This is a genomic window from Phenylobacterium sp. GW823-FHT02A09 (assembly GCF_058797775.1).
Genome location: NZ_JBXAJZ010000001.1, coordinates 257,548 through 277,002, shown reverse-complemented (window position 1 = coordinate 277,002; position 19,455 = coordinate 257,548). Strand labels below are relative to the sequence as shown.

The following is a 19,455-nucleotide window of genomic DNA, read 5'->3' as shown; positions in this document are numbered from 1 at the left end:
GCGCGCGACGAGCGCCAGGACCGGTATCCGGGCCCGGCCGTCGCGCTCCAGCTTACTTCACTTGGACGGTGGCGCCGGCTTCTTCGAGCTTCTTCTTCACTTCTTCAGCGACTTGCTTCGAGACGTTCTCGACGACGTTCTGCGGAGCGCCTTCGACCAGGTCCTTGGCTTCCTTCAGGCCGAGGTCCGGACGGACGCCGCGGACTTCCTTGATCACGTTGATCTTCTTGTCGCCACCGGCGGTCAGAACAACGGTGAACTCGGTTTGCTCTTCGGCGGCTTCGGCCGGAGCGGCAGCGCCGCCGACGGCGGCGACGGCGACCGGAGCAGCGGCCGAAACGCCCCACTTTTCTTCCAGCAGCTTCGAGAGTTCAGCGGCTTCCAGAACGGTCAGGGTCGACAGTTCTTCGACGATCTTTTCAAGCTTCGACATAGTTTAGGTCCTTACGGAAATAGAGGTTGTGTTCGGGAATGACGATCAGGCGGCGTCTTTGGCGGCATAAGCGCCCATGACGCGAGCCAGCTGACCGGCCGGAGCCTGCAGGACGCCGGCGACCTTGGTGGCCGGGGCTTGCAGAAGGCCGATGATCTTGCCGCGGAGCTGGTCCAGCGAAGGCAAGGTCGCCAGGGCGGCGACAGCCTTTTGGTCCAGGACCTCGGTCCCCATGAAGCCGCCGACGATGGAGAACTTGTCGTTCCCCTTGGCGAACTCAGCAGTGACCTTGGCGGCGGTGACGGGATCCGGCGCATAGGCGATGGCGACCGGGCCGGTGAACAGGGCGTCGCCCGCTTCACCGATCGAGCCGTCCAGGGCCTTTTGAGCCAGGGTGTTCTTCACCACCTTCAGCGCGGCGCCTTCCTTGCGGAGGCGGAGGCGAAGATCAGTCATTTCCGCAACGGTCAGACCCAGGTTGTGGGTCACGACCACGGCGCCGGCGTCGGCGAAGACGCCCTTAAGCGTCTCGATCGACTCCTGCTTTTGAGCGCGGTCCATTGCGGTCTCCATACTCAGATAGGTCGGCGGACGATTCCGACGACCTCAGCAGACGACCCATGCGAAGGCGAACCCGCACGCGGATCGTTTAGGCCTGTCCTTTTCGGAGAAGTCGCAGGTCACGCGCCCATCGAAGCCGATGGCCGGCGAAACCTCATCTTCCCGTCTCCCTATGGCCGAGGAAGGGCTCTTCCTCGTGTCACGGTCCCAGGCGGCCCCTGGATCCCCACAGTTCTTGGACAGGATGGAAGGGAGAACCCTTCCGTCCCCGTCGCCCCTTGCGAGACAACGAAACTCTAGAAGGCGCGGCTCATACACCGATCGCCGCCGAATGACAACTGCGCGCCTCTAGCGCGGGCGGGTCGCGATCACGGCCGTCGTCAGCATCACCGCATAGGCCCAGAGGACAAAGGCTCCGAACAGCGGCGCGTGGTCTGGGGGGAAGTTCGGCAGCACATGGGTGAAGAACACCGTCACCCCCGCATCCAGAACCATCTGCGGGGCGACAAACGAGGCCAGAGCCGCCATCCGGTGACGCTGCTCGATCTTCCGCAGGAACAGCAGGGTGGCGATCACCAACCCTGAGCCTGAGATCAATCCGGTGATCAGCAGCGTCCAGGCCGGCCGATCCACCCAGGCGCTGGGCAGCAGCCGCAGGACCAGCGTCGACACCGCCCAGACGAACGTCCCGCGCGCCGCGAACCAGGCGTAGAGATGCAGCGCGCCCTTGCTCTGGGCCTCCGCCACGTCTTCGGTCGCCAGTCCAGCCAACTCGACCTTCTCCATCGGCGCGCCCTCAGTCGCTGACCGAGAGCGTTTCGAAGACCCAAGCGGTGACCATGCCGTCCTCCGTCCTTGCGTTCCGGCGGAGCTTAGCCGGGTCACGCGGGAAGAAAAGGCTTAGCCCGTCCACTGCGCCGGGCGCTTCTCCATCCAGGCCTTCACCCCTTCCTTGTAGTCGGGGGCCTTGATCATCGTCTCCAGCAACCGCTCGGCCTCGGTAACTGCGGCGGCCGCATCCCGATGCAGGTCGCGATAGACCTGCCGCTTGGTCTCGCGCGCCGAGCCTGGCGCCACATTCGCCGCGATGGCGCGGGCGTATTCGAGCACCGCCGGCATCAACGCCTCGGCCTCGGTCAGGCGGTTGAGAAAGCCCATCGTCGCCGCCTCGTCCGAGGTGAACGTGCGGCTCGACAGCAGGATGTCGTTGGCATGGGTCAGGCCGACGATCCGCGGCAGCACCCAGGAAAGGCCGAACTCGGCCGGGAAGTTGAAGCGTCCGTGCGCCGCGGTGAACTTCGCACCCTTCACGGCGAACCGCAGGTCTGCGAAGGCCGCCAGCACCAGCCCTACGCCCGCCGCCGCGCCGTTGATCGCGGCGATGATCGGCTTGCCGACCCCGAAGTGATAGGCGAACGCCGCGTCGAAGTTCGGATCGACGCCAAAACCGGGCCGGGCGATGTCCTCGCTGGTGCCGGGGTCGTAGCGGCCCTTTTCCGAATGGCCTTCCAGCGCCCCGAGGTCGGCCCCAGCGCAGAACGCCTGCCCTTCCGGATCGCCGGTGACCACGATCACACGGACGGCCTTGTCGGCGTCGGCCTGCTCCAGCAGCCAGCGGTATTCGGTGTGCATCCGCCCGGTCCAGGCGTTCCGCCGTTTCGGCCGGCTCAAGGTGACGACGGCTACGCCGCCCTCGACGATCTCGTAGCGCGTTGTCTTCAGTTCCATGGAGGTCCTCCCAAACCTCGTCCCGGCCCGCGGTCTCCGCCGCCTAGGCCGCTTCGAACACCGCCGCGATCCCCTGCCCGCCGCCGATGCACATGGTCTCCAGGCCATAGCGGCCGCCGCGACGCTTCAGCTCGTGCAGCAGGTTGGCGAGTATCCGCCCGCCGGTAGCGCCGATCGGGTGCCCCAGCGAGATGCCCGAGCCGTTGACGTTCAGGCGGTCGCGATCATCCCAGCCCCAGCCCTTCAGCACCGCCAGCACCTGAGGGGCGAACGCCTCGTTCAGTTCGACCAGATCGATGTCGTCCCAGCCCATGCCGGTGCGGGCGAACAGCCGCTCGACCGCCGGCACCGGGCCGATGCCCATGCGCGAGGGTTCGCAGCCCGCGGCCGCCCAACCAACGAACCAGCCCATCGGCTCCAGGCCCAGCTCGGCCAACTTGTCCTCGGCGACCACCAGGCAGGCGGCGGCCGCATCGTTCTGCTGGCTGGCGTTGCCGGCGGTGACCACGCCGCCCTTTTCGAGCGGCTTCAGCGCGCTCAGGCTCTCGGCCGTCGCATCGCCGCGCACGCCTTCATCCTTGGCGAACAGCACCGGATCGCCCTTCTTCTGCTTGACCGGCACCGGCACGAGCTCGTCGTCGAACTTGCCGGCGGCCCAGGCCGCGGCCGCGCGCTGGTGGCTCATCGCGGCGTACTCGTCGCATTCCTCGCGGCTGATCTGGTAGTCGCGAGCCAGGTTCTCGGCGGTCTCGATCATGCCGCTGATCACGCCGAAGCGCTCGATCGGCTGGCTCATGACCCGGCCGCGCGCCAGGCGATCGTGCATGGTCACCGAACCGGCCCGCGCCCCGCCCCGCATGTCGGTGCTGTAGTACTCGACATTGCTCATGCTCTCGACGCCGCCGGCGACGACCACGTCGGCTGCGCCGGTTTGGACCATCATCGCCGCATCGACCACGGCCTGCAGGCCCGAGCCGCAGCGTCGGTCGAGCTGATAGCCCGGCACGGTGATCGGCAGGCCGGCGGCCAGCGCCGACCAGCGGGCGATGCAGGGCGCTTCGCCGTTGGCGTAGCCCTGGGCGAAGATCACGTCGTCGATCTTTTCCGGGTTGATCCCGCTGCGCTCCACCAGCGCCTTGAGGATGACCGCGCCGAGGTCTCCGGCGGTGACGCTGGACAGGCTGCCCAGGAACTTGCCGACCGGCGTGCGGACGGGGGAGACGATGGCGGCGCGTTTCATGGGCGTTTCCTCGATCGACGTATGCATCGTCAGTGGCGAGGGACGCCGCTGCGGTCAAGCGCGACCGGGCCACGAAAAAGGGAGCGGCCTTGCGACCGCTCCCCTTCGAAGTTCTGCCGATGTGGCGGGCGCTTAGGCGCCGACCGAACCGGTGTCCACCTTGAAGCCCGGGCCCATCGTCGACGACAGGCTGATCTTCTTGATGTAGGTGCCCTTGGCGCCCGACGGCTTGGCCTTGTTGAGCGCGTCCACCAGAGCGCGGACGTTCACCAGCAGGGCTTCGTCCGAGAACGAGGCCTTGCCGATGCCGGCGTGGATGATGCCGGTCTTCTCGGTGCGGAACTCGATGGCGCCGCCCTTGGCGTCCTTCACGGCTTGGCCGACGTTCGGGGTCACGGTGCCGACGCGCGGGTTCGGCATCAGGCCGCGCGGGCCGAGCACCTTACCCAGACGGCCGACGAGGGCCATCATGTCCGGCGTCGCGATGACGCGGTCGAAGTCCATGAAGCCGCCTTGGATGCGCTCCACCAGCTCTTCCGCGCCGACGATGTCGGCCCCGGCGGCGGTGGCTTCAGCAGCCTTGGCGTCCTTGGCGATGACGGCGACGCGAACGTCGCGGCCAGTGCCCGAGGGCAGGCTCACCACGCCGCGGACCTGTTGGTCGGCGTGACGCGGGTCGACGCCCAGGTTGACGGCGATTTCGATCGACTCGTCGAACTTGGCCTTGGCGTTGGCCTTGACCAGCGAGACGGCGGCTTCGACAGCGTGGGTGGCGTTACGGTCGCCAGTCCAGGCCTGAATGCGCTTGGGTTGCTTAGCCATGTGATCAGGCCTCCACGATTTCGAGGCCCATCGAGCGCGCGGAGCCCTCGATGATCTTGGCGGCGGCTTCAACGTCGTTCGCGTTGAGGTCCTTCATCTTCTTCTCGGCGATTTCACGCAGCTGGGTGCGCGAGATCGAGCCGGCGTTTTCGCGGCCCGGAGCCTTCGAACCCGACTTGATGTTCAGCGCCTGCTTGATGAAGTGGGTCGCCGGCGGGGTCTTCGTGATGAAGGTGAAGGACTTGTCCTGATAGACCGTGATCACGGTCGGCAGGGGGGTGCCTTTCGGCTCCTTCTCGGTGCGGGCGTTGAACTCCTTGCAGAAGCCCATGATGTTGACGCCGCGCTGACCCAACGCCGGGCCGATCGGCGGCGACGGGGTGGCGGAGCCCGCGGGCACCTGCAGCTTGATATAGCCCAGAATCTTCTTGGCCATTGTTTCTCCTCGTGACCGGAAGCCGGTCGGTTGAGCCGTGGTGCGGGGTTAGGTGGCCCTCCCCTCCCACGGATTTGACGCGCTCGCGCGCAGTCCAGACGGTGAGTCACCGACCGGAAGGGCGCGCTCATAGCAGGAGCCGCCGCCCGCCGCAACGGTTTGGCGCGGAATGAAAAAGGGCGGCGCCCGCAAGCGCCGCCCCAAATTCTTGACCGCGATCGGCCGGCTGGGATCAGCCGAGCTTTTCGACCTGGCCGTATTCGAGTTCGACCGGCGTGGCGCGGCCGAAGATCGACACGGTGACGCGCAGCCGCGCGCGCTCTTCGTCGACATGCTCGACCGAGCCGTTGAAGCTCGCGAACGGACCGTCGGTGACGCGGACCTGCTCGCCGATCTCGAAGGAGATGGTCGGCTTCGGCCGTTCCACGCCCTCTTCGATGGCGCCGATGATGCGCGCGACTTCCTTTTCAGACACCGGCATGGGCTTGGAGCCCGAGCCGAGGAAGCCGGTCACCTTCGGGGTGTTCTTGATCAGGTGATAGGCCTCGTCCGTCAGCTCCATCTTCACCAGCACGTAGCCGGGGAAGAACTTGCGTTCGGCGTTGACCTTGCGGCCGCGACGGATCTCGACGACGTCCTCGGTCGGAACCAGGATGTCGGAGAAGTTGTCTTCCAGGCCCTGGCTCTTGGCCTGTTCGCGGATCGATTCGGCCACCTTCTTCTCGAAGTTCGAGTAGGCGTGGACGATGTACCACTTGTGGCGCGGGTTCGGGGCGATCGGAGCTTCGGCGTTCATATCTGTCTTCAAGCCCCGTTCGCGAGTTTGAGCACGAGGTTCATGCTCGCGCCCAGTCCAAGGTCGACCACCGCCAGGAACGCACAGGCCAGCACCACCATGATCCCGACCATCACCGAGGTGATCCAGGTCTCCTTGCGGGTGGTCCAGGTGATCTTGCGGCCTTCGGCGCGCACTTCGCGGGCGAACTGCGCCGGGCTGGTGCGCTTCTTCTTGGCCGGGGCGTCCTTCGCCAGGGCCGAGGCAGGGGCGATGGCCGCAGCCGTCTTGCTGGCGCGGTTCTTCATCGCTTGCGGGGACGAACCCGGTTTCCTGGCCATCAGGCTCTTACGACTCTCTTCAGTTGGGCGGCGGACGTTCCGCGCCCGGCATACTCATATAGTGGATGGCAGGAGTGGAGGGACTCGAACCCACGACTTTCGGTTTTGGAGACCGACGCTCTACCAGCTGAGCTACACTCCTACACGGCCTGACCTGACCGCTGCAGCCTGCCCTTACTCCGCTTTCGTCTGACCGCAAACCGTTCAAACGCTGGGTTGGTGAACCGTGATCTGAGCACCGTTCGTGCCGCCCCGGGCGGTGTAAAATGACAAACTCCAACGATGTCGGGTAGGACGGAGGCGTATGACGCAAACCGGTTCCCATTTCAAGCCTCTTCGACGCCTCGCCGTCGCGGCCTGGATCTTTCATCTGACGTAGATCGCGAGAGCCTGGCCGGTCCCGCCGCAGGTCAGCCGGGCCGGCGGATCGGCCGGCCTCCTCCCGCGTTCTCCCATGGACGAAGGAGCCCCCATGTCCCCGCAAGGCCAGAACCGCGACGACGCCGCGCGAAACCGCGACGAGAACCTCAAGCCCGGCAGCCCGCCGCGGCCCGCGACTGAACCCAAGGGCGCCGAAGGTTCGGCGCGCAACGCCAAGACGCTGACCGATCCTGCGACCGGCGAACCTCAGCCCCGCGCGCCGAAACCCAACTAGGAAGCCGGCGGCGCCCCGGCGCACTCCAGGCCGAGGTACTCGACCTCGACGTCCGACAGCTTGATGCCGCACGACCCGACCTCTCCGGCCGCGTGGCCGGTCACGGATATGCCGACCTTCCGCGACAGGTCGACCGCCGGCTTGGCGGCGGCCAGATCGTAGGACTTCCCACCCGATTTGATCGTCACGCATCCGGGGGTCGGCCCGGCGACTGGACACCCGACCGCGGTGACCCGCTCGCCCTGGGGCGCGGCCGAGGCTTCGGCCTGACCGCTCCCCTGCCCGCTGCAGGCCCCGCAAAGGACCAGCGCCAGACCGATCACTGAAACACTCGCAAAGGGTACGCGCATGCTGTTTCCATCCCTCCCGCACACGACACGTCCTTTTCGGACAAACTTGACTGTGCGCCTGGGATATTCATGCGGCAATTCAAGAATTTGACGGATGCGTCAAATTCGGAATCAGCAGCTAACTCTTTGATTCAGCGGGCGCCGCCGTCCAGTTCGAAGTTGCGCTCGAGGCCGCCGATACGGTCTTCGATCAGGTTCATCCGCTTCAGCGCCAGGTGCGCCGCCCACAGCCCCGCCCGGCCGACCCGCGGCGTGCGCCGCATGTTCGCCACCGGCAGCTTCCAGCGCCGCATCAACCCGCTGGCGTAGTGAGCCCCGTTCGTGAACCGCGTATCCCAAGTCTGGTAATCGACCGAAAGCGAGACGTTGAACACGCCCAGGTTCTCGATCCGGTGCGGCGCGTGCAACGGCCAGGTCGCCGCCATGCCGGGATCCAGGTCGAACACCTTGGCGCCCGCGTCCCATTCGGGGCGATACGGCAGGTCCTCGGTGGCCTGCTTGAGCATGATGTTTTCCATGCCCTGCTGGGGCATGTGTGCCTCGTCGCTCGGATAGATCCAGATGCGCTTGCGCCCACGGATGTGGAACAGGCAGACGCCCGGCGCGTCCGCATGGAACGGCACCTTGGCGTTGGGCGCCGACATGATCAGTTGGCCGGTCAGCTGCACCGGCCGAAAGCCCGGCGCCTGATCGGAGATGTCGGCGAACACCGCGCGGATGGCCTCGCCCAGCTCTTCGTAGTGGGTCTCGACGCCGCGCAGTTGCAGCCACACGCGCCCCTGCTTCACGCCCTCCAGCACCTCGGCGCCGGGCAGCCGTCCACGCGCGCCGGTCTGCATCCGCATTTGCCCGTCGGCGTCGATCTCGAACAGATTGATGTCGAACAGCTCGGCCGGATATCGGTCGAGGACCGTCGCCAACCGGTCGTCGTCGAACAGACCGGTCTCGCCCAGTCGGTGCGCGAAGGTCATCGGGGTCCGCGCGAAATCGGCCTTTTGCCGATCGCTCCACGCGCCGACCAGCGGCTTGTCGATGCTCATTGCGGTGTCCCTCTACTCGGTCAGCAGGCTGAGCAGGCTGGCCCCGACGCCGAGGCCGACGCCCACCCCGATCGAGGCGCCCGGCCGGCGCGCAGCGATGGAGGTCAGGCTGCGCGAAGCGGCCCCGACGCGCCCATTCAAATCCGGTTCACAGGCGGTGATGCGGTCCCAGCGTCGGTCGACGCGTTGGCCCGCCTCGCTCAGCGCTTTGCGCAGCAGCGGCGCGCCCGCCAGGGCCATGTCCGCCGTCCGCCGCGCCGCCTCGACGACGCCGCCCTGGGTCACGTCGCCTTCGAACACATGGGCCGCCGGATCGGCGAAGTCGCGTTTGTAGGTTTCTCCGGCCGGACCGAAGTCGACCACGGTCACGCCGGCGTCGGCCAGGGCGCGAACAGTTTCCAGCGTGGCCAGCGATCCGGGCGAATATCTAGCGAATTCCGGATCGTAGACCGGAAACCACAGGTGATAGGCGTCGCCCGACAGCAGTCCGGCCTCGGCCGCCACCAGCCGCCCGCCTGCGCGCAGCGTCGCAAAGCGCATGCCGAAGTCGGCGTCGCGCCGATCCATCAGCCCGTGCAGGAAGCGCTGGACCCAGGGGCTGGCGAAGATGTCGTGCTGCCCGGTGCGGCGCATCTGCTCGCGCTTCAGGCGCAGGATGAACTCCATCGCCTCCCCTGGCTCGCGCGAGAACTGGAACTCCAGCGGTCCGTGGTCCTCGCTAAGCCTGCGCGCTCGCCGGCGCTTGTCCTTCAGGAAGTCCTTGGCGCGCCGCGCCAGATAGCCGTCGAACCCGCGCGACAGGTCCGCAACCATGGCGATGCGGGTGTCGGCCTTTCGCAATCCCTCGCCGCCGGCCAGGCCGCTGAATCGGAAGCGGCGCGCGCCGAGCGCGGCGACCACGCCGCCCAGATCGATCTGGGCTCCGGCGCGGCTCAGCACCCCATGATAGTCGGTAAGCGGCGCGGCGATCGGCTGGATCAGGCGCCCGCGACGCTGGAAAGGCAGGAACCCCTCCACGCGGCCTCCACGGGAAATCACGGCGATCTCGGCGCCGGGCGCGGAGTCTCCCGCCACCAGGGCGTAGCGGAGATCGAAGTACGGGCTGCGGAAGACCCGATCGGTCGCGCGGAACTGGTTCCACAGCAGGCGGCACGCCGCGTCCAGCTGCGCCGGCTTCAGCGTGTCGATGGCTATTCGCGCGCTCATGCGGCCGCTCCGCCCCACGCCTGGTGGCGCGCTCCCTTAGGTTGAAGAGCCTATACTCGGAGCGGTAAACAACGCGTTCTATGCTGGCGCTTCGCCGTGGTGTCTAATGTCTGCGAACGCCGTTCGTGGTCGAACTTGAGAGTTTGGGGAGACCTTACATGAAGTCATGGATTGCAGCCGCGGCCCTCGCCGTGCTCTGCGCCGCGCCCGCCCACGCCCAACAGCAGGATCAGCGTTGGGGCGGCGGATGGAGCCAGGCGCCGTCCGGCACCTATCAGCAGACCTGCCGCGACATCCGCGTCAACGGCGACACCCTGACCGCCAGTTGCCAGGACAACCGCGGGCGCTGGAACTACAGCACCCTGAACTTCCGCGACTGTCGCGGCGACATCGGCAACACCAACGGACGCCTGTTGTGCTCGTGGGGCGGCGGCGGTGGCGGCGGCGGTTGGGGTCAACTCCCGTCCGGCAGCTACCAGCAGACCTGCCGTGATGCGCGCGTCAGCGGCAGCACCCTGACCGCAAGCTGCCGTGACGACCGCGGCCGCTGGAACTACAGCACGCTGAACTTCCGCGACTGTCGCAGCGACATCGGCAACACCAACGGCCGGCTGGTGTGCGGCTGGAACGGCGGCGGCGGCCCCAATCCTCCTTGGGGCGGCGGCAATAACAACAGCACCCTGATGCTCTATTCCGCCCCGGACTTCGGCGGTCAGGCCTATCAGGCGAACCGCGAGGTCACCAACCTGCCGCGGCAGTTCAACGACAAGGCCATGAGCCTGCGCATCCAGGGCCGCGGCTCCTGGCAGATCTGCAGCGACAGCGACTTCCGCGGCCGCTGCCAGATCTTCGACCGCGACGTCAGCGATCTGCGCCAGTACGGCCTTGGCGAAGCCGTCACCTCGATGCGGCCGGTCAGCGGTGGTCGTCCTTACTGACGCGACGCGATCGGCGAACGATCAGGGCCGCCGGGAGACATCCCGGCGGCCCTTTTCTTGGTCGCATATCGCCCGGAAAACGAAAAGGCCGCCGAGGTTTCCCTCGGCGGCCTGATCATCAGTCTGTCGACTGCGGCTTAGATCGCCTACTCGACGATCTTGGCCACGACGCCGGCGCCGACGGTCCGGCCGCCTTCGCGAATGGCGAAGCGCAGGCCTTGGTCCATGGCGATCGGGGTGATCAGCTCGACGTCCAGCTCGGCGTTGTCGCCCGGCATGATCATCTCAACGCCTTCCTTCAGGCGGATGATGCCGGTCACGTCCGTCGTGCGGAAGTAGAACTGTGGGCGGTAGTTGGTGAAGAACGGAGTGTGACGGCCGCCTTCTTCCTTGGTCAGGATGTACGCCTCGGCCACGAACTTCGTGTGCGGCGTGATCGAACCCGGCTTGCAGAGAACCTGGCCGCGCTCGACGTCTTCACGCTTGGTGCCGCGCAGCAGCACGCCCACGTTGTCGCCGGCTTGACCTTGGTCCAGCAGCTTGCGGAACATTTCGACGCCCGTGCAGGTCGTCTTCTGAACCGGACGGATGCCGACGATCTCGACTTCCTCGCCGACCTTGACGATGCCCTTTTCGATCCGGCCGGTCACCACGGTGCCGCGGCCCGAGATCGAGAACACGTCTTCCACCGGCATCAGGAACGGCAGGTCCACCGGACGCTCCGGCTGCGGAATGTAGGCGTCAACCTGGGTCATCAGCTCAAGGATGCGGTCCGCGCCGATTTCCGGGTTGCGGTCTTCGACCGCCGCCAGGGCCGAACCCTTGACGATCGGAATGTCGTCGCCCGGGAACTGGTACGACGAAAGCAGCTCGCGCACTTCCATCTCGACCAGGTCCAGCAGCTCGGCGTCGTCGACCATGTCGACCTTGTTCATGAACACCACCAGCGCCGGCACGCCGACCTGACGGGCCAGCAGGATGTGCTCGCGGGTCTGCGGCATCGGGCCGTCAGCGGCCGACACCACCAGGATCGCGCCGTCCATCTGCGCCGCGCCCGTGATCATGTTCTTCACGTAGTCGGCGTGGCCGGGGCAGTCGACGTGCGCGTAGTGACGGTCAGCCGTCTCGTATTCCACGTGCGCCGTGTTGATCGTGATGCCGCGGGCCTTTTCTTCCGGCGCAGCGTCGATGTCGGCGTAGTTCATCGCCTTCGCGCCGCCGGTCTTCGCCAGCGTCAGGGTGATCGCAGCCGTCAGCGTCGTCTTGCCATGGTCAACGTGACCAATCGTGCCGATGTTGCAGTGCGGCTTATTGCGTTCGAACTTTTCCTTGGCCATCGGGATCCTGCCGGCGGTTGAAATTCAGAAGGTTGGAGCGGGTAGCGGGAATCGAACCCGCATCCTCAGCTTGGAAGGCTGCTGCACTACCATTGTGCTATACCCGCCGCTGAAGGATGCGCGGGGTCGCGCCAGTCTCCTTAAAGTCACGCTCCGGCGCGTGGTGGGGGAAGCAGGACTCGAACCTGCGAAGGCGTACGCCAGCGGATTTACAGTCCGCCCCCTTTGCCGCTCGGGACATTCCCCCAGCGCGCTCGGAGCCAGATCGGATGCCTGGACACTGCTCCCCGCCTGAGCGAAGAACCCGTCCGGCCCCCGATTTGGAGCGCGTCTTATAGTGTCCTCCCCTCACGAACGCAACGCGCACTCGAAGGGTGCGAAAAAGTTTGGTCAAAGACCCTTCAACCGCAAGCCAGACAACGGTTCTGACGAGTGGCTGTGGGGCTGGCACGCGGTTTCGGCCGCACTTTCCAATCCGAAAAGGAGCGCGCCCCAGCGACTTTTGGCGTCTCCGGACCGGGCCAAGGAGCTCGAATCTCGATTCGGCCGGCCCAAGGCGCTCGAGGTCGTCGAATCGGCGGCCATCGGCCAGATTCTGCCCCAGGGCGCCGTGCACCAGGGGATCGCTCTGCGCATCCCGCCGCTCGAGTCGGTCGCGCTTGAAGATTTCGAGCCGGGGCGCGGCGCCGTGCTCTTGATGCTGGACCAGATCACCGACCCGCAGAACGTCGGCGCGATCCTCCGCTCAGCCGCCGCATTCGGCGCCGCCGGGGTGATCCTCCAGGACCGCCACGCCCCCAAGCTGACCGGCGCGCTGGCCAAGGCGGCGGTCGGCGCCGTCGACAAGATCCCCACCGCCCACGTCGTCAATCTCTCCCGCGCGCTGGAGACCCTCGCCGACCTCGGCTGGCGCGCCGTGGGCCTCGACGGCCATACCGACACCTATCTGGATCAGGCTCTGGACGGCGGGCCGACAGTGCTGGTGCTAGGTTCCGAAGGCGAAGGCCTGCGCCGACTGGTCGCCGAACACTGCGACGAACTGGCGAAAATCCCCATGCCCGGCGGCTTCGAGAGCCTGAACGTCTCCGCCGCCGCAGCGGTCGCACTGTACGAGGCCAGCCGAACCCGATCCTAGAAAACGACCAATGGTCGCGAAAGTCGCCGCCGACGCAGCTAACCGGTTGCGGACGCGCGGCGGCTGACGCATTCAAGGCGCAATGTTCGAAACGCTTCTCGCTCCAGGCGCCCTCGGCGCGCTCTTTTCCGTCCTGATGATCGACCTGGTGCTGGCCGGGGATAACGCCGTGGCCGTCGGCCTGGCCGCCGCCGGGCTGCCGCCAGAGCAACGGCGCAAGGCGATCCTGTGGGGCCTGGCCGCCGCGGTCACCATGCGGATCGGCTTTGCGCTGATCACCGCCCAACTGCTTGGCATCGTCGGCCTGCTGTTCGCCGGCGGGCTGCTGCTGCTCTGGGTCTGCTGGAAGATGTGGCGCGAACTGCGCGAGCAGGCCGCCCACGACGAGGCCGTCGCCGGCGCGGTGATGGACGGCGACCCCAGCACCGAACCTTCGGCGGAGGCGGTCGCCAAGCAGCCGAAGACCTTCCGCTCGGCCTTCACCCAGATCCTGATCGCCGACCTGTCGATGTCGCTGGACAACGTGCTGGCCGTGGCCGGCGCCGCGCGCGAGCATCCGGCCATCCTGGTGTTCGGCCTGCTGATGTCGATCGCGCTGATGGGCGTGGCCGCCAGCTACATCGCCCGCCTGCTGCACAAGTACCGCTGGATCGGCTACATCGGCCTGGCCATCGTGCTCTACGTCGCCCTGCACATGATGTGGGAAGGTCATCAGGACATCGTCCGCGACCTTGGCTACACGCCCGCCTACAACGCCACGATGCCCGACTTCCTCGACATCAAGCCGGAGGCTCCGGCCCCCGCGCACTAGGCGCATCGGGAGTTCCGAACGACACGCCGCCGAGCCTCGGGTTCGGCGGTGTTCTCGTCTTCGCCCTAGACCGTCTCGGCGATGCGCTTCGTCGCCTGCGCGATCACCGCTTCGTTGCGGCGATAGAACGTCCACTGCTTGATGCGCTTGGGAACCACCAGCTTGGCCTGAACCAGCAGACGCATGTGTTCGCTCAGCGTCGGGGCGCTGACGCCAAGCTTGTCGGCGATGAACACCCCGCAGACGCCGTCTTCGACCAGGTCGCCATGGACCTGGGGCGGAAAGTGCGCCGTGGGATCCTTCAGCCAATCGAGGATTTGCAGCCGGCGCTCATTGGCCAGGGCGCGTAGCAGGTCTGCGAGCTCCATTTCGGCACTTTGCCAATCGACTAACTTATGTCAAGTCAGGGTCCCCATCCCGCCTGGACGCGCAACATGGCCAGCTATCCGTTCGTCACCCTCGACGTGTTCACCGACACCCGCTTCGGCGGCAATCCGCTGGCCGTGTTCACCGACGCCCGCGGCCTGACCGACACTGAAATGCAGTCGCTGGCCGCCGAGATGAACCTCTCGGAGACGACCTTCGTCCTGCCGCCGCAGGACCCGGCCAACACCGCCCGCGTGCGGATCTTCAACCGGACCGCCGAAATGCCGTTCGCCGGCCACCCGTCGGTCGGCACCGGCTGGGTGCTGTCGCAGATGGGCAAGGGCCAGGCCCTGCGCCTCGAGGTCCCCGCCGGCATCGTCGAGGTCAGCATCGAGGACGGCGGCGGCGTCATCGCCGCGCCGCAGCCGCTGTCGCTCGGCGTTGAGCTGCCGGTCGAGCGGATCGCCGCCTGCGCCGGCCTGACGCCCGCCGACATCGTCGTCGCCGCCCATCGGCCGGTCGAGGCCAGCGTCGGCGTCACCTTCGTCATCGCCCAGGTGACGCCCGACGCGCTGGGCCGCGCGGCCCCCGATCTCTCGGCCTTCCGCCAGGCGGCGCTGGACTTCCCGGAATTCGGCGACCGCCTGTCGCTGCACCTCTATGCCGACGAGGGCGCTGGAAAGCTGCGCGCACGGATGTTCGCGCCGAACTCGGGCACGGTCGAAGACCCCGCCACCGGCAGCGCCAACGCCACCCTGGCCGCCCTGCTGCTCTCGCTTTCCGACGCCGCGGAAGGCGCGTGGGACATCGTCCAAGGCGTCGAGATGGGCCGTCCCTCGCGCCTGCGGGCGACCGCCCGGCGGGCCGCCGACGGCGTGCGCGCCACCATCGGCGGCGGCTGCGTGCCGGTGCTGAGCGGCCAAGCCAGCGTCTGATGAGCCCGCGCAAGCCCCTCGACCTGTTCGCCTTCAGCGTCATGGTCGCGCTCTGCCTGTGCTGGGGCTTTCAGCAGATCGCCGTGAAGCTGATCGCCGCCGACATCACGCCGGTGATGCAGATGGCGCTGCGCTCGGGCATGGCCGCCGTCGTGCTCGGCGCCGTCACCTTTCGCAACGAGGGTCGGGGCGCCTTCGCCGACGGCACCCTGCCCGCCGGCCTGCTTGTGGGGCTGCTGTTCGGACTGGAGTTTCTGTTCATCGCCCAGGGGCTGGTGCTGACCAGCGCCTCGCACATGGTCGTGTTCCTCTACAGCGCCCCGATCTTCTCGGCCCTCGGCCTGCATCTGCGGTTTCGCGAGGAGCGCCTGAAGCCGCTGCAGTGGATCGGCGTCGCCGTCGCCTTCGGCGGCATCGCCGTCTCGTTCCTCGGCGCAGGCGAACAGGTCAGCGGCGACATGCTGATAGGCGATGCGATGGGCCTGCTGGCGGGCCTTGCCTGGGGCCTGACCACGGTCGCCATCCGCGGCTCGCGCCTGTCCGACGCTCCGGCCGTGAAGACGCTGTTCTACCAGGTCGCCTTCGCCGGCGTCATGCTGCTGGGGATCGCCGCCCTGCGCGGCGAGACCGGCGTCAACCTGACCCCAGCCGTCGCCCTCAACCTCGGCTTCCAGACCATCGTCATCACCCTGATCAGCTACGTGATCTGGTTCTGGCTGCTGCGGAAGTACCTGGCCTCGCGGCTGTCGATCCTGTCGTTCCTGACGCCGCTGTTCGGCGTCGTCTTCAGCGTCGTGGTGCTGCACGAACCGCTGGAGCCGGCCTTCGTCGCCGGCGCGCTGCTGGTCCTGGCCGGGATCAGCCTGGTCAGCGGGGCCGAACTGCTGCGCGACCGCTTCGGCCGCGCAGCCGTCTAGCTCGTCAGGCGGCCGCGCCCGGACCGCCGAAGCGCTCCAGCCATTCGGCGACCTGCTCATTCTCGACCTTCTTGAACAGCACCTCCGGCGCGGCGACCTTGCGGCCGGCCGGCAGGATGTCGAGGACCGCCGCGCCCTGGGCGCTCGGCCACCGGGCCGGATAGTCCTCGCCGACCGCGATCGCGATCTTCTCGCAGGCGAACGGGATGAACGGCTCGGAGACCTTGGCGAACAGCGCGACCAGGTTCAGCCCCGTGCGCACCACCACTGCGGCGCGCTCGACGTCGGTCTTGATCGCCGTCCAGGGGGCCGCTTCGGTAAGATACTGGTTGCCCAGCACCCAAAGCTGCCGAAGGGCGGTGGTCGACTTGCGGAACTCGCGCGCTTCCATGAACTCCGCCAGCTCGGCGAGCTTGGCGTTCACGTCGGCGTAGAGCTTGGTCTCCAGCTCGCCCGGCTCGCCGCCGGCGGGGACCACGCCCTCGAAGCGCGCCTCGGTGAACTTCAGGATTCGATTGACGAAATTGCCCAGCACGTCCGCCAGGTCGGCGTTCACTTGCGCCTGGAACTGCTCCCAGGTGAAGGTCGAGTCCGAGGTCTCCGGCGTGTTCGCCGTCACCCACCAGCGCCAGTAGTCGGCCGGCAGCAGCTCCAGCGCGTGGTCCATGAACACCCCGCGCTTCTGCGAGGTCGAGAACTTGCCGCCGTAATAGTCCAGCCAATTGAAGCCCTTGAGCTGGTCGACCAGCTTCCAGGGGGCGTTATTGACCATCTTCCAGGACCCGTTCGCCTCCAGTGTCTCGTTGATCCCGATCAGCGTGCAGGGGAAACCGACCGTGTGGAACGGCACGTTGTCCTTGCCCATGAACTCCACATAGGTCACGTCCGCCGCCTCGGACCCGCGCCACCAGCGTTCCCACTCGGCGTCGGCGGCCGGACCGCGGCCGGCCTCGGCCGCGCGGGCGTCCGCCCACTCCCAGGTCGCGGCGATGTACTCGATCGGCGCGTCGAACCAGACGTAGAACACCTTGCCGGCCAGCCCCTCGACGTCCGGAGTCTGGCCCTGCGGATTGGCGCCCCACTCGAAGGCGTTGACTGGCACGCCCCACTCCAGGTCGCGGGTGATGCCGCGGTCCTGCAGCCCCTCGTCCAGCCACTTCAGCGCGATGGAGGTGACCAGCAGCGGCCACTCGCCCTTCTTGCTGTCGATCCAGGCCCGCAGCTTGTCCGAGAACAGGCTCTGGCGCAGGAACAGGTGCTTGGAATCGCGGATCTCGATGTCTTCCGAACCCGACACCGCCGAACGCGGCTTGATCAGGTCGGCCGGATCCAGCACCCGGGTGCAGTTCTCGCACTGGTCGCCGCGCGCGGCCGTGTAGCCGCAGTGCGGACAGGTGCCGATCACGTAGCGGTCCGGCAGGAAGCGCTTGTCGGCGTTCGAATAGACCTGCTGGGTGACGCGCTCCTCGATGAAGCCGGCCTCCCACAGCTGCTGGGCGAAGCGCTGGGTCAGCTTGTGGTTCTGCGGCGAGGACGAACGGCCGAAGTGGTCCCACGACAGGCCGAACTTGCGGCCCAGGTCGTATTGGACGTCGTGCTGCTGGGCGCAGAATGTCGCCGGATCGAGGCCGGCCTCGGCCGCGGCCAGCTCGGTCGGCGTGCCGTGCTCGTCGGTGGCGCAGATGTAGAGCGTCTCGCGGCCGCGCGCGCGCTGGAACCGCGCATAGACGTCGGCCGGCAGCATGGAGCCCGCAAGCGTCCCCAGGTGCTTGATCCCGTTGATGTAGGGCAAGGCCGAGGTGATGAGGATGCGGGACATGGCTTCTCTCGAAATGAGGAGGGAGCGCGGCTTATAGGGCGCGGGGTCGGTTCGCGAAAGCGCTAGAGCGGCCCCTTGAAGATGAAGACGGCGCCCGCGGCGATCAGCGCGAAACCGACCATATGGTTCAGCGTGAACCGTTCGCCCAGATAGGTGATCGAGAACACCGCGAACACGGCCAGGGTGATCACCTCCTGCATGGTCTTGAGCTCGGCCGGCGAATAGAACTCCCGCCCGATCCGATTGGCCGGCACGGCCAGGCAGTATTCGAAGAAGGCGATCCCCCAGCTGACCAGCACCAGCAGCCAGATCGGCCGGTGCTCGACCTTCAAGTGCCCGTACCAGGCGAAGGTCATGAAGATGTTGGAGGCGACAAGCAGCAGGACCGGGGCGATCATCGCCATCGAGGTAGGCATCGGAAGCGCTCCTTGCGCATTAGCACTTAAAATCTGTCGGCTTGGCCCTATAAGCTGCCCTTCGGGCAAGTTGGAGAGTGGGCATGTGGACTAAGGCGCTGGGCACGGCTGCTGTCCTGGCTATGAGCATGACCCTGGCCGCCTGCGGCCAAGGCGGCGGGGCCAAGGAACAGACTCTGAAGATCTACAACTGGTCGGACTATATCGACCCCCAGATCCTGGCCGATTTCACCAAGGAAACCGGGATCAAGGTCCAGTACGACACCTTCGATTCCAACGAAATCCTCGAGACCAAGGTCCTGCAGGGCAACACCGGCTACGACATCGTCGCGCCGTCGAACCACAACGTGCCGCGCTACATCACCGCCGGCGCGATCGCCCAGCTCGACAAGTCCAAGCTGCCGAACAACAAGAACCTGTGGCCCGACATCATGAGCCACATGGAGCCCTTCGATCCGGGCCAGAAGTACACCGTCCCCTACATGTGGGGCACCATCGGCATCGGCTACAACGTCAAGGAAGTGGCCAAGCGCCTGCCGGGCGTGAACATCGACAGCTGGTCGGTGGTGTTCGATCCGGCCAACCTCGCCAAGCTCAAGGATTGCGGCGTCTACTATCTCGACGCCTCCGAGGACATGTACGCCGTCGCCCTGAACTATCTGGGCAAGGATCCCAATTCCAAGAACGTCGCCGACTACCAGGCCGCGACCGACATGATGGTCAAGGCCCGGCCGTTCATCCGCAAGTTCCACTCGTCGGAGTACGTCGAGGCCCTGGCCAACGGCGATATCTGCGTGGCGGTCGGCTACTCGGGCGACATCCTGCAGGCCAAGACTCGTGCGGCGGAAGCCAAGAACGGCGTCGAACTCGCCTACGTCATCCCCAAGGAAGGCAGCCAGGTCTGGTTCGACGTGTTCGCGATCCCCGCCGATGCGCCCAATCCGGACGCCGCCTACAAGTTCTTGGACTACATGCTGCGGCCCGACGTCATCGCCAAGGCGTCGAACTACACCCAGTACGCCAACGCCAACCTGCCGGCGACGCCGATGGTCGACGCCTCGGTGCGGGGTGATCCGAACGTCTATCCGACGCCAGATCTCTTCAAGCGCCTCTTCGTGACCACCACCAAGGATCAGGCTCTGCTGCGCGACGTGACACGCATGTGGACCCGCGTTCAGACCGGCCAATAGGAAG

Annotated in this window: 23 protein-coding genes and 3 tRNA genes; 7 read left to right on the top strand and 19 right to left on the bottom strand. The window is 66.8% G+C overall.

All coding sequences use genetic code 11. From position 1 onward, the window contains the following. Positions 1–52 precede the first annotated feature (52 nt). From rplL to AC1Q87_RS01400, 10 genes are all read right to left on the bottom strand, one after another. Entirely contained in the window at positions 53–433 is a 381-nt protein-coding gene (rplL, locus tag AC1Q87_RS01445; RefSeq protein WP_312167156.1) for a 50S ribosomal protein L7/L12, read from the bottom strand. A gap of 45 nt (positions 434–478) precedes the next feature. After that, entirely contained in the window at positions 479–994 is a 516-nt protein-coding gene (gene rplJ, locus AC1Q87_RS01440) for a 50S ribosomal protein L10 (RefSeq protein WP_056018041.1), read from the bottom strand. 348 nt (positions 995–1,342) lie between these two features. After that, entirely contained in the window at positions 1,343–1,780 is a 438-nt protein-coding gene (locus AC1Q87_RS01435) for a DUF5367 family protein (protein ID WP_492607254.1), read from the bottom strand. 114 nt (positions 1,781–1,894) lie between these two features. Beyond that, a complete protein-coding gene (locus tag AC1Q87_RS01430) occupies positions 1,895–2,722 on the bottom strand; it encodes an enoyl-CoA hydratase-related protein (protein ID WP_492607253.1) in 828 nt (275 codons plus the stop codon). Between the two features lie 43 nt (positions 2,723–2,765). Continuing rightward, positions 2,766–3,962, bottom strand: a complete 1,197-nt coding sequence (locus AC1Q87_RS01425) for an acetyl-CoA C-acetyltransferase (protein WP_492607252.1) — start codon at positions 3,960–3,962, stop codon at positions 2,766–2,768. Positions 3,963–4,094: 132 nt separating this feature from the next. Then, on the bottom strand, positions 4,095–4,784 hold the full coding sequence (gene rplA / locus AC1Q87_RS01420; RefSeq protein ID WP_492607251.1) for a 50S ribosomal protein L1: 690 nt from the start codon (positions 4,782–4,784) through the stop codon (positions 4,095–4,097). 4 nt (positions 4,785–4,788) lie between these two features. Then, positions 4,789–5,220, bottom strand: a complete 432-nt coding sequence (rplK, locus tag AC1Q87_RS01415) for a 50S ribosomal protein L11 (RefSeq protein WP_492607250.1) — start codon at positions 5,218–5,220, stop codon at positions 4,789–4,791. Positions 5,221–5,452: 232 nt separating this feature from the next. After that, on the bottom strand, positions 5,453–6,016 hold the full coding sequence (nusG, locus tag AC1Q87_RS01410) for a transcription termination/antitermination protein NusG (protein WP_492607249.1): 564 nt from the start codon (positions 6,014–6,016) through the stop codon (positions 5,453–5,455). 8 nt (positions 6,017–6,024) lie between these two features. Then, on the bottom strand, positions 6,025–6,336 hold the full coding sequence (gene secE / locus AC1Q87_RS01405) for a preprotein translocase subunit SecE (protein WP_492607248.1): 312 nt from the start codon (positions 6,334–6,336) through the stop codon (positions 6,025–6,027). Between the two features lie 66 nt (positions 6,337–6,402). Beyond that, a tRNA-Trp gene (locus tag AC1Q87_RS01400) sits at positions 6,403–6,478 on the bottom strand. A gap of 330 nt (positions 6,479–6,808) precedes the next feature. On the opposite strand from AC1Q87_RS01400, the gene AC1Q87_RS01395 reads away from it, so the two are divergent. Further along, on the top strand, positions 6,809–6,991 hold the full coding sequence (locus tag AC1Q87_RS01395) for a hypothetical protein (RefSeq protein WP_436060988.1): 183 nt from the start codon (positions 6,809–6,811) through the stop codon (positions 6,989–6,991). On the opposite strand, the gene AC1Q87_RS01390 is transcribed toward AC1Q87_RS01395, so the two are convergent. The 3 genes from AC1Q87_RS01390 to AC1Q87_RS01380 all read right to left on the bottom strand — a co-directional run bounded on the left by AC1Q87_RS01390 (position 6,988) and on the right by AC1Q87_RS01380 (position 9,587). Next, positions 6,988–7,341 carry a hypothetical protein gene (locus AC1Q87_RS01390; protein ID WP_492607247.1) on the bottom strand — a complete coding sequence of 118 codons (354 nt, stop codon included), beginning with the start codon at positions 7,339–7,341 and terminating at the stop codon, positions 6,988–6,990. The genes AC1Q87_RS01395 and AC1Q87_RS01390 overlap by 4 nt on opposite strands. Positions 7,342–7,472: 131 nt before the next feature. Continuing rightward, positions 7,473–8,381: a transcriptional regulator gene (locus tag AC1Q87_RS01385; RefSeq protein ID WP_492607246.1), complete on the bottom strand. Its 909-nt coding sequence runs from the start codon at positions 8,379–8,381 to the stop codon at positions 7,473–7,475. Positions 8,382–8,393: 12 nt separating this feature from the next. Then, entirely contained in the window at positions 8,394–9,587 is a 1,194-nt protein-coding gene (locus AC1Q87_RS01380) for a GNAT family N-acetyltransferase (RefSeq protein ID WP_492607245.1), read from the bottom strand. 158 nt (positions 9,588–9,745) lie between these two features. On the opposite strand from AC1Q87_RS01380, the gene AC1Q87_RS01375 reads away from it, so the two are divergent. Continuing rightward, positions 9,746–10,525, top strand: coding sequence for a CVNH domain-containing protein (locus AC1Q87_RS01375; RefSeq protein WP_492607244.1), 780 nt, complete (start codon positions 9,746–9,748; stop codon positions 10,523–10,525). Between the two features lie 146 nt (positions 10,526–10,671). On the opposite strand, the gene tuf is transcribed toward AC1Q87_RS01375, so the two are convergent. The 3 genes from tuf to AC1Q87_RS01360 all read right to left on the bottom strand — a co-directional run bounded on the left by tuf (position 10,672) and on the right by AC1Q87_RS01360 (position 12,109). Next, entirely contained in the window at positions 10,672–11,862 is a 1,191-nt protein-coding gene (gene tuf, locus AC1Q87_RS01370) for an elongation factor Tu (protein WP_492607243.1), read from the bottom strand. Between the two features lie 33 nt (positions 11,863–11,895). Then, positions 11,896–11,969 (bottom strand) — tRNA-Gly (locus tag AC1Q87_RS01365). Positions 11,970–12,023: 54 nt separating this feature from the next. Beyond that, a tRNA-Tyr gene (locus tag AC1Q87_RS01360) sits at positions 12,024–12,109 on the bottom strand. 90 nt (positions 12,110–12,199) lie between these two features. Between AC1Q87_RS01360 and rlmB the strand changes: the two genes are divergently transcribed. Next, the gene (gene rlmB, locus AC1Q87_RS01355; RefSeq protein ID WP_492607242.1) at positions 12,200–12,997 is read left to right on the top strand and encodes a 23S rRNA (guanosine(2251)-2'-O)-methyltransferase RlmB; all 798 of its coding nucleotides are present in this window, start codon (positions 12,200–12,202) and stop codon (positions 12,995–12,997) included. A gap of 82 nt (positions 12,998–13,079) precedes the next feature. Further along, on the top strand, positions 13,080–13,808 hold the full coding sequence (locus tag AC1Q87_RS01350) for a TerC family protein (RefSeq protein ID WP_492607241.1): 729 nt from the start codon (positions 13,080–13,082) through the stop codon (positions 13,806–13,808). Positions 13,809–13,873: 65 nt separating this feature from the next. Here the strand turns inward: AC1Q87_RS01350 and AC1Q87_RS01345 are convergent, their stop codons facing one another. Next, entirely contained in the window at positions 13,874–14,176 is a 303-nt protein-coding gene (locus AC1Q87_RS01345) for an ArsR/SmtB family transcription factor (RefSeq protein WP_492607240.1), read from the bottom strand. A gap of 66 nt (positions 14,177–14,242) precedes the next feature. On the opposite strand from AC1Q87_RS01345, the gene AC1Q87_RS01340 reads away from it, so the two are divergent. Both AC1Q87_RS01340 and AC1Q87_RS01335 read left to right on the top strand, forming a co-directional pair. Next, entirely contained in the window at positions 14,243–15,109 is an 867-nt protein-coding gene (locus AC1Q87_RS01340; protein WP_492607239.1) for a PhzF family phenazine biosynthesis protein, read from the top strand. Continuing rightward, positions 15,109–16,026: a DMT family transporter gene (locus AC1Q87_RS01335; RefSeq protein WP_492607238.1), complete on the top strand. Its 918-nt coding sequence runs from the start codon at positions 15,109–15,111 to the stop codon at positions 16,024–16,026. Before AC1Q87_RS01340 ends, AC1Q87_RS01335 begins: the two co-directional genes overlap by 1 nt. A 4-nt stretch (positions 16,027–16,030) precedes the next feature. On the opposite strand, the gene metG is transcribed toward AC1Q87_RS01335, so the two are convergent. Together metG and AC1Q87_RS01325 are read right to left on the bottom strand one after the other, a co-directional pair. After that, a complete protein-coding gene (gene metG / locus AC1Q87_RS01330) occupies positions 16,031–17,845 on the bottom strand; it encodes a methionine--tRNA ligase (RefSeq protein ID WP_492607237.1) in 1,815 nt (604 codons plus the stop codon). A 62-nt stretch (positions 17,846–17,907) separates the two neighbouring features. Next, the gene (locus tag AC1Q87_RS01325) at positions 17,908–18,261 is read right to left on the bottom strand and encodes a DMT family protein (protein ID WP_492607236.1); all 354 of its coding nucleotides are present in this window, start codon (positions 18,259–18,261) and stop codon (positions 17,908–17,910) included. 83 nt (positions 18,262–18,344) lie between these two features. On the opposite strand from AC1Q87_RS01325, the gene AC1Q87_RS01320 reads away from it, so the two are divergent. Then, complete coding sequence (locus AC1Q87_RS01320; RefSeq protein WP_492607235.1) at positions 18,345–19,451, top strand: polyamine ABC transporter substrate-binding protein; 1,107 nt, start codon at positions 18,345–18,347, stop codon at positions 19,449–19,451. The last annotated feature ends 4 nt before the right edge of the window (positions 19,452–19,455 follow it).